Source organism: Rhodococcus sp. NPDC057014 (assembly GCF_042673295.1).
Taxonomy (GTDB): domain Bacteria; phylum Actinomycetota; class Actinomycetes; order Mycobacteriales; family Mycobacteriaceae; genus Rhodococcus_F.
Window position 1 is genome coordinate 1 of sequence record NZ_JBHUSF010000369.1, and the last position, 8,193, is coordinate 8,193.

Below are 8,193 nucleotides of genomic sequence, written 5' to 3' on the forward strand. Positions count from 1 at the left end.
TCCGGGTGGACGGCGAGAACACGTCGGCGCTGATGGTGGAGCGGATTCTGCGCCGCCACCCGAAAGTGATCGCCACCGGCGTGTACGCCGTCCCCGATCCGAGGTCGGGCGATCAGGTGATGGCGGCCGTCGAGGTGTCGGACCCGGCCGATTTCGACCCGGTCGAGTTCGCCGCGTTCCTCGGCGGCCAGGACGACCTGGGCACGAAGGCGGCCCCGCGATTCGTCCGGGTGTCGACGGACCTGCCGGTGACGGGATCGAACAAGGTGCTCAAGCGGACCCTGCAGGAACAGCGCTGGCGGTGCGACGATCCGATCTTCCGGTGGGTGGGACGCGGTGTTCCCGAGTACCACGAGATGACCGACAGTGAGAAGGCCGCGCTGGAGCAGGAGTTCCACACGCACGGCCGGCAACGATTCCTGCACGTGTGACGGTGAGGGTGACATGAAACTGGGTGTGGTGATTCCCGTCGAGCTGGGACGGGCCGGTGAGCCCGAGTGGATACTCGAATTCGCCAGGGCTGCCGAATCACTCGGATTCGACGAGATCTCCGCTGTCGAGCACTCGGTCGTCATCGCGGACACGGCGAGCGAATACCCGTACTCGCCCACCGGAAAGTCGCATCTGCCCGACGACTGCAGCCTCCCCGACCCCCTGGAACTGCTGTCGTTCGTCGCCGGTGCCACGACGACCCTGGGTCTCGCGACGGGAGTACTGGTACTGCCCAACCATCACCCGGTGGTGCTGGCGAAACGCCTCGCCACCCTGGACCGGCTGTCGGCGGGACGCCTCCGCATCTGCCTCGGTGTCGGCTGGATGCGCGAGGAGATCGAAGCCTGCGGGGGCGACTTCGACCGGCGGGGCGCGATCGCCGACGAGGCGATCGCGGTGATGCGGGCCCTGTGGTCGGGCACCGCCGCGGTCGACTTCGAGGGTGAGCACTTCTCCTTCCGCGGCGCCCAGAGCTGGCCCAAACCGCACCGGGACTCGGGAGTCCCGCTCTACATCGGTGGACACAGCCCGGCGGCCGCGCGGCGTGCCGGGCGGCTGGGCGACGGGTTCCAGCCGCTCGGCCTGGCCGGCGACGACCTCGACCGGCCGATCGCCCGGATGCGGGCGGCGGCAGCGGACGCCGGCCGCGATCCCGCCGACGTCGAACTCGTGCTGGGTGCCACGCTGCCGAGGCTGGACGAGGCCAAGCTCGCGCGGTCCCGGGACCTGGGCGCGAACCGGCTCGTGCTGTCGGCGTCCCGGCATGCGCGGTCCCTGGACCAGGTCGTCGACGAGATGGCCGTCTGCTCGGCCCGCCTGGGACTCAGTCCGGCACGGTGACCGGTACGTCCTCGCTGAAGTCGACGATCAGTTCGCGCCGGGCGAACCGCCAGCCGGAGTCGCCGAGCACGTAGCGGTCGTGGTAGCGCAGCGCGATCCGGTTGTCACGGAATCCGTTCCGGCCGGAGTAGACATGGTGCGCGGTGCAGTACGTCTCGCCCGACGCCGTCGACCCGTCCACGTCGATCACCTGCTGGTGGACGACGTGCCGGGTGGCCTGCAGAGGGGAGACCGCGTCCACGACGGCGGACGCGAGCACGTCACTGCCGCGCAGTTCCGTCGCCGCCCCGGTGCCGGTCAACGCGGGCGGAAGGACGAACGTCGCGTCCGGGTCGAACAGCGCCGCGAGCGTTGCCGCCTCGCGCCGGTCGACGGCCCGCGCGTAGCGGGCGGTGAGTTCGGTGAGAGCGAATCCGGTGGCCATTGCACCATTCCAGCGGACGTGCGGCCTCGGCGACAGCCGCCTCCCGGTGACCGAGACACCGGCACCGGGGCGGGTGAGTGCTGGTTAGCGTCCAGAACACACGTGGCGACAGCCACGCACAGGCATGAGGAGATCGCCGATGGACTTGAGGGAATCGCCCGCGCAGCGGGAACTCCGGCGGGAATTGCGCACCTACTTCGCGGCGCTGCTGCCGGAGGAGACACGGCGGATTGCGGGTGAGGAGGGTGTCGGAGGTGAACACTTCCGCGACATCGTGCGCCTGCTGGGCAAGGACGGCTGGCTGGGTGTCGGGTGGCCGGTGGAGTACGGCGGGCAGGGCCGGTCGATCGAAGACCAGTTCGTGTTCTTCGACGAGGTGCAGCGGGCCGGGTTGCCGTTCCCGTTCGTCACCGTCAACACCGTCGGGCCCACGCTGATGAAGTACGGCACCGAGGAGCAGAAGGCGCGGTTCCTGCCCGGAATCCTGGCCGGCGACATCGTCTTCGCCATCGGCTACACCGAACCGGAAGCCGGCACCGACCTCGCCGCGCTGCAGACCCGGGCCGTGCGCGACGGGGACTCGTGGATCGTGGACGGCAACAAGATCTTCACCAGCGGCGCCAACACCGCCGACTACGTGTGGCTGGCGTGTCGCACCGATGCGGGCGCCCCGAAACACAAGGGAATCTCGATCCTCATCGTGCCCACCGACGACCCCGGGTTCAGCTGGTCGCCCATCCACACCGTGGGAGGGCTGACGGTCACGTCGACGTACTACAGCGGGATCCGGGTCGGCGATCAGGACGTCGTGGGCGACGTCCACGGCGGGTGGCAGCTGATCACCGCGCAGCTCAACCACGAACGCATCGGGCTCGCCGCGCTCGGCGGACGCACACTCGGCTTGTGGCACCAGGTTCTCGACTGGGCGCGGGAGAACGGCGCACTCGACATCCCCTGGGTACGGATGGACTTCGCGCGCACGCACGCGAAGCTCGAGGCGATGCGACTGCTGAACTGGAAGATGACCGCCGCCGTCGCTCGGGATCAGTTGTCGGGCGCCGACGCCGGCGCCACCAAGACGTACGGCACCGAAACCCACGTCGACGTCTACCGCACGCTGCTCGGGATCCTCGGCGCCGCGGGACGGTTGCGTCCGGGTTCGCCGGGCGCGATTCTCGCAGGCCAGATCGAACAGATCTCCCGGCAGAGCGTGGTGAACACGTTCGGCGGCGGCGTCAACGAGGTGCTCCGTGACATGGTCGGCACCCTCGGCCTCGGGCTCGTCCGCGAGAAGACGGTGAAATGAGCGAACTCCTCACCCGGCTCCGCGCCTTCGAGGGGCGGACGATCGTCCCGGCCACCTGGGGTCCCGACCCGGTGAACACCCCCATGATCCGGCATTGGGCCGAGGCGATGGGCGACACGAACCCCGTCTACCTCGACGACGACGCCGCACGCGCCACCGGCCGCGGCGGTGCCGTCGCGCCGGCTCAGATGCTGCAGGTGTGGACGATGCGCACGTACGCCGACAAGATGTCCGGCGCCGACCCGTCACCGGTCTGGACGGAACTGATCGACACACTCGACGAGGCGGGATTCACGTCCGTCGTCGCCACGGATTCGGACCAGGAATTCTTCGCCGAACTGCGCCCCGGCGACCGGGTCAGCACGACCGAGGTGGTCGAGTCCGTGTCCGTGGAGAAGCAGACCGGGCTCGGCGCCGGACATTTCGTCACGACCCTCAAGACGTACCGCAACGGCGACGGTGAGATCGTCGGCACCCAGCGGTGGCGGACACTCCGCTTCCGGCCCGCCGAACGGCCGGCCCCACGCCCCTTGCGCCCGCGGCCCGCCCTGAACGACGACAATGCCTTCTGGTTCGCGGCCGCCCGCGAGCACCGCCTGGTCATCCAGCGGTGCACGGGCTGCGGGGTGTTGCGGCACCCGACCGGACCGATGTGCGGCGAGTGCCGCTCCACCGACTGGGACACCGTCGACGCGTCGGGACGGGGCACTGTCTACACGTTCGTCGTCAACCACCACCCGAAGATCGACGCCTTCGACTACCCCCTGATCGTCGCGGTGATCGAACTCGAGGAGGGCACCCGGCTGATCGCCAACATGACTTGTGTCGAACCGGGGGACGTGCACATCGGAATGCCGGTGGAACTGGACTGGATCGACGCCGACCCCGAACTCACCCTTCCCGCATTCCGGCCTGTATTGGAGGACCACTGATGGATTTCACCTTCAGCGAGGAGCAGGAGGCGGTGCGCGGACTGGCCGCGGACGTGTTCGCCGCCAAGTCGCGACCCGAGCGACTCGAGGAGATCGAGTCGACCGCCGACCGGATCGACCGGGAACTGTGGCGCGAACTGGCCACCACAGGTCTGCTCGGCATCGCCCTGCCCGAGAACCTCGGGGGCGGCGGCGCGGGACTCGCCGAACTGTACGTGCTGCTCGAGGAGCAGGGCCGGACCGTCGCGCCGGTTCCGTTGTGGCCGCACGTGCTCGGCGCACTCGCGATCGCCGAGTTCGGGACGCCGGACCAACGGGGCGCACTGGTCCCCGCGGCGGCCGACGGCAGCGTGATCCTCACCGTCGGGCTCGAGGAGTTCGGACCCTGTGCGGACGGTGAACCGGCGACGGCGGCCCGCGAGGTGGACGGCCGGTGGCAGCTGCACGGAGCCAAGGCCGCGGTGCCGGTGGTCCACCTCGCCGAACGCCTTCTCGTGTCCGCGACCACCCCGACCGGTCCGGCGCTGTTCCTGGTGGATCCGGGGACCGCGGGAGTGACTGTGCAGCAGGCGGAGTCGACGACCCGCGAGATCTGCGCGAACCTCACGTTCGACGCGGCACCGGCGGAACCGGTCGGCCCGGCGGACGGCACCGCGGTGCGATGGCTGCTCGAACGGGCGGAACTCGCGGTCGCCGCCCTGCAACTGGGCGTGGGAGAAGGCGCGGTGCGCCAGGCCGTCACGTACCTCAACGGGCGCACCCAGTTCGGTCGCCCGCTCGCGACATTCCAGGCCGTCACCCATCAGCTCGCGGACTGCTACATCGACCTCGAAGCCATGCGGGTGACGCTGTGGCAGGCCGTCTGGCTCCTCGGGAGCGGGGACGACCCGGGGACCGCCGTGACGGTGGCGAAATGGTGGGCCACCGACGGCGGCCAGCGGGTCGTCCACCGCACGCAGCACGTACACGGCGGAATCGGCGTCGACACCGGCTACCCGGTGCACCGGCACCTGCTGTGGGGCAAACAGCTCGCCGCGACGTTCGGCGGCGCCGGCTCCGACCTGGCACGTCTGGGCGCGCAGCTGGCGTCCGGGGCGCGGGTGGTCGCATGACCGCGACCGTGGGCGCCACGACCTACGAGACCGTGCAGATCGGCGACCGGCTGCCGGAACTGGTGATTCCGCTGACCCGCACCCTGATCGTCGCCACCGCGCTCGCCACCCGCGACTTCCAGGACGTCCACCACGACCCGGACCTCGCCGTGGAGCGGGGATCGAAGGACGTGTTCATGAACATCCTCACCACCAACGGGCTGGTGGGTCGGTTCGTCACCGACTGGGCCGGCCCGCACGCGTCACTGCGCCGCATCGCGGTGCGGCTCGGCGCCCCCAACTACCCCGGCGACGCGATGACTTTGACCGGTGAGGTGGTCGCGAAGGACGACGGCCTCGTCACCGTGAAGATCCGCGGCACGAACAGCCTCGGCGATCACGCCACCGGCACCGTCGTCGTCGCCTTCCCTGCGGGAGGAGACTGGTGACCAGCCCCCTGTCGGGCGCCGCCGCCATCGTCGGCATCGGCGCGACCGAATTCTCCAAACATTCCGGACGAAGCGAACTGCAACTGGCGTGCGAGGCGATCGTCGCCGCGCTCGCCGACGCGGGCATCGACCCGTCCGAAGTGGACGGACTGTCCACGTACACCGCCGAGACGAACGGTGAGGTACTCGTCGCCCGCAACACGGGCATCGGTGAGCTGAAGTTCTTCTCCCGCATCGGCTACGGCGGCGGCGCCGCGTGCGCCACCGTCCAGCAGGCGGCCATGGCCGTGGCAACGGGCATCGCGGACGTCGTCGTCTGCTACCGCGCGTTCAACGAACGGTCCGGTGTGCGTTACGGACTCGGGCAGCACGACCGACCGATGGACAGCACCGCGGACCGGGCGGCCTACGCCTGGCTGACCCCGCAGGGACTGTCGACCCCCGCCCAGTGGGTGGCGATGTTCGCCCGCCGGTACATGCACCGGTACGGCGCCACGAGCGAGGACTTCGGCCGGGTCGCGGTCGTCGCCCGCAAACACGCCGCCGTCAACCCCGCCGCCTGGTTCCACGGTAGGCCCATCACCCTCGACGACCATCAGCAGTCGCGGTGGATCGCCGAACCGCTGCACCTGCTGGACTGCTGCCAGGAAACCGACGGCGGCCAGGCGCTCGTCGTCGTCTCCGCCGAACGCGCCAAGGATCTGCGCACCACCCCGGCGATGATCAAGGCCGCCGCGCAGGGGTCCGGGAAGGACCAGCACATGATGGCCAGCTACTACCGGCCCGACATCACCGGGATACCCGAAATGGGTCTCGTCGGCAGGCAACTCTACGGGCAGAGCGGTCTCGCGCCGGGCGACATCACGGCGGCGATCCTCTACGACCACTTCACCCCGCTCGTCCTGCCGCAACTCGAGGAACTCGGGTTCTGCGACCCCGGCGAGGCGAAGGACTTCCTCCGGGACGGCAACCTCGAGGTCGGCGGCCGCCTCCCGGCGAACACGCACGGCGGCCAGATCGGCGAGGCCTACCTGCACGGGGTCAACGGCATCGCCGAGGCGGTACGCCTGATCCGCGGAACGTCGACCACACAACCGGACGGCATCGGCAACGTGCTGGTGACCGCGGGCACCGCCGTGCCCACCAGCGGCCTGATCCTGGGCAGAGAGGACTGATCATGACGACAACCGAGCGCACGACGGCAGGAGCGTGGCGAGGCGCGGACCTCGGCACCCGCACCGTGAGGTACGACCAACGCGACGCCATCCTGTACGCACTGGCGGTGGGTGCGACGGCCACCGAACTGGACCTCGTCTTCGAGGAGCGTCTGCGGGTGCTGCCCACGTTCGCTCTGACGCTCGCCCAGTGGGCGCCCGACGAACTGGGGTCGCGGGGCGCCTTCGACACCAAGACGGCGCTGCACGGGTCGCAGGAATTGACGGTGCTCGCCCCCCTTCCGCGCCGCGGCGAGATCGCGTTGTCGGCGTCCGTCGGCGAGGTGTGGGACAAGGGTTCGGCGGCGGTGTTCGAGGTGCGCGTCGAATCGGAGTTCTTCGTCGCCACCTGGTCGCTGTTCGCGCCGGGCGCAGGCGGGTTCGGCGGCGATCGCGGTCCCGCGAAACCGTCTCGGCCCGAGGGCGAACCGGTCGTGCAGCGTGTCCTGCACACCGCCGGGAACCAGGCCGCGCTGTACCGGCTGACCGGCGACCGGCACCACATCCACATCGATCCGGCGGCGGCGGAGCGGATCGGACAGCCCCGGCCGATCATGCACGGCCTGTGTACCCTCGCCGCGAGCGCGCTGGAACTCGCGCGGGCGCTGGACGTGCACCCCGCCGACCTCGCCCGGCTCGAGGGACGGTTCGCCGCACCGGTGTACCCGGGCGACGCGCCGTCGTTGCGGGCGTGGGGTGATCCGGGTGACGCGTCGTTCGAACTGGTCCGAGACGACGCGCCGGTGATCGCAGGCGCCCGCGCCGCGTTCGGCTGACCGCACGGTCGCCGTCCGTCACCGAATGCCCCACCGGTGCAGGTGAACTGAACCGGTGCGGCATTCGGTGTCGAGGTCAGGAGTGGGTCGCGAGGTACCGCGCCGGGTATTCGCCGCCGCCGTGGACGGCGAGATCGGCGCCGTTGACGTACGACGCCTGCGGGCTCGCCAGGAACAGGCAGGCGTCCGCGATGTCGGACGGCACCGCCATTCGCCCCATCGGAAGGGTCCGGGTGACGGCGGCGCCACCGTCCTCGCCGTAGACGGACGCCGCGCTCTCGGTGCGGATGAGGCCCGTGGTGATGTGATTGATGCGGACCTTCGGAGCCCATTCGAGCGCAAGCGCTTTCGTCAGCACGAGCAGGCCCGCCTTCGCGGCGCTGTAGGCGGCGGTGCCCGGTTGCGGATCGTGGGCCGAGACGCTGCCGATGTTGACGATCGCGCCGCCGTCGGACTGCTGCTGCATCACCGCATTCGCGGCCTGGGCGACGGTGAAGGGTGCCAGCAGATTCAACGCGACGATCTTCTCGACGAAGCGCGGCGAGACGGTGGCGGCGTCGGCGTCGGGCGACCCGCCCGCGTTGTTGACGAGGACGTCGAGGCGGCCGAATCGGGCGACGGCGTCGTCTATCAGTCCGGCGGCGTCGGCGTGGTCGCGAACATCGGTGG

Annotated in this window: 9 protein-coding genes and 1 pseudogene; 8 read left to right on the forward strand and 2 right to left on the reverse strand. The window is 70.2% G+C overall.

Annotated elements, in window-relative coordinates; translation table 11 throughout:
* Window positions 1-431 (forward strand): annotated as a pseudogene (locus ACFTZB_RS39680) (acyl-CoA synthetase); the annotation flags it as partial.
* A gap of 13 nt (window positions 432-444) precedes the next feature.
* Window positions 445-1,332 carry an LLM class F420-dependent oxidoreductase gene (locus ACFTZB_RS39685; protein ID WP_378440520.1) on the forward strand — a complete coding sequence of 296 codons (888 nt, stop codon included), beginning with the start codon at window positions 445-447 and terminating at the stop codon, window positions 1,330-1,332.
* On the opposite strand, the gene ACFTZB_RS39690 is transcribed toward ACFTZB_RS39685, so the two are convergent.
* Window positions 1,316-1,756: a nuclear transport factor 2 family protein gene (locus tag ACFTZB_RS39690; RefSeq protein WP_378440522.1), complete on the reverse strand. Its 441-nt coding sequence runs from the start codon at window positions 1,754-1,756 to the stop codon at window positions 1,316-1,318. The two genes, ACFTZB_RS39685 and ACFTZB_RS39690, sit on opposite strands and share 17 nt — an antisense overlap.
* Window positions 1,757-1,895: 139 nt before the next feature.
* Here ACFTZB_RS39690 and ACFTZB_RS39695 point away from each other — a divergent pair, with 139 nt between their 5' ends.
* Genes ACFTZB_RS39695 through ACFTZB_RS39720 form a run of 6 tightly spaced genes read left to right on the forward strand, consistent with a single transcriptional unit; the run spans window position 1,896 to window position 7,524 of the window.
* Window positions 1,896-3,062, forward strand: a complete 1,167-nt coding sequence (locus ACFTZB_RS39695) for an acyl-CoA dehydrogenase family protein (protein ID WP_378440524.1) — start codon at window positions 1,896-1,898, stop codon at window positions 3,060-3,062.
* On the forward strand, window positions 3,059-3,994 hold the full coding sequence (locus ACFTZB_RS39700; protein ID WP_378440526.1) for a bifunctional MaoC family dehydratase N-terminal/OB-fold nucleic acid binding domain-containing protein: 936 nt from the start codon (window positions 3,059-3,061) through the stop codon (window positions 3,992-3,994). The genes ACFTZB_RS39695 and ACFTZB_RS39700 overlap by 4 nt, the downstream gene beginning before the upstream one ends.
* Window positions 3,994-5,106, forward strand: coding sequence for an acyl-CoA dehydrogenase family protein (locus ACFTZB_RS39705; protein ID WP_378440528.1), 1,113 nt, complete (start codon window positions 3,994-3,996; stop codon window positions 5,104-5,106). Before ACFTZB_RS39700 ends, ACFTZB_RS39705 begins: the two co-directional genes overlap by 1 nt.
* On the forward strand, window positions 5,103-5,534 hold the full coding sequence (locus tag ACFTZB_RS39710; RefSeq protein WP_378440530.1) for a MaoC family dehydratase: 432 nt from the start codon (window positions 5,103-5,105) through the stop codon (window positions 5,532-5,534). The genes ACFTZB_RS39705 and ACFTZB_RS39710 overlap by 4 nt, the downstream gene beginning before the upstream one ends.
* A complete protein-coding gene (locus ACFTZB_RS39715) occupies window positions 5,531-6,709 on the forward strand; it encodes a lipid-transfer protein (protein ID WP_378440532.1) in 1,179 nt (392 codons plus the stop codon). The genes ACFTZB_RS39710 and ACFTZB_RS39715 overlap by 4 nt, the downstream gene beginning before the upstream one ends.
* A gap of 2 nt (window positions 6,710-6,711) precedes the next feature.
* Window positions 6,712-7,524, forward strand: coding sequence for a MaoC/PaaZ C-terminal domain-containing protein (locus ACFTZB_RS39720; RefSeq protein WP_378440534.1), 813 nt, complete (start codon window positions 6,712-6,714; stop codon window positions 7,522-7,524).
* A 76-nt stretch (window positions 7,525-7,600) separates the two neighbouring features.
* Here ACFTZB_RS39720 and ACFTZB_RS39725 read toward each other — a convergent pair.
* The coding region (locus tag ACFTZB_RS39725; protein ID WP_378440536.1) for an SDR family oxidoreductase at window positions 7,601-8,193 on the reverse strand (593 nt) is incomplete at its 5' end.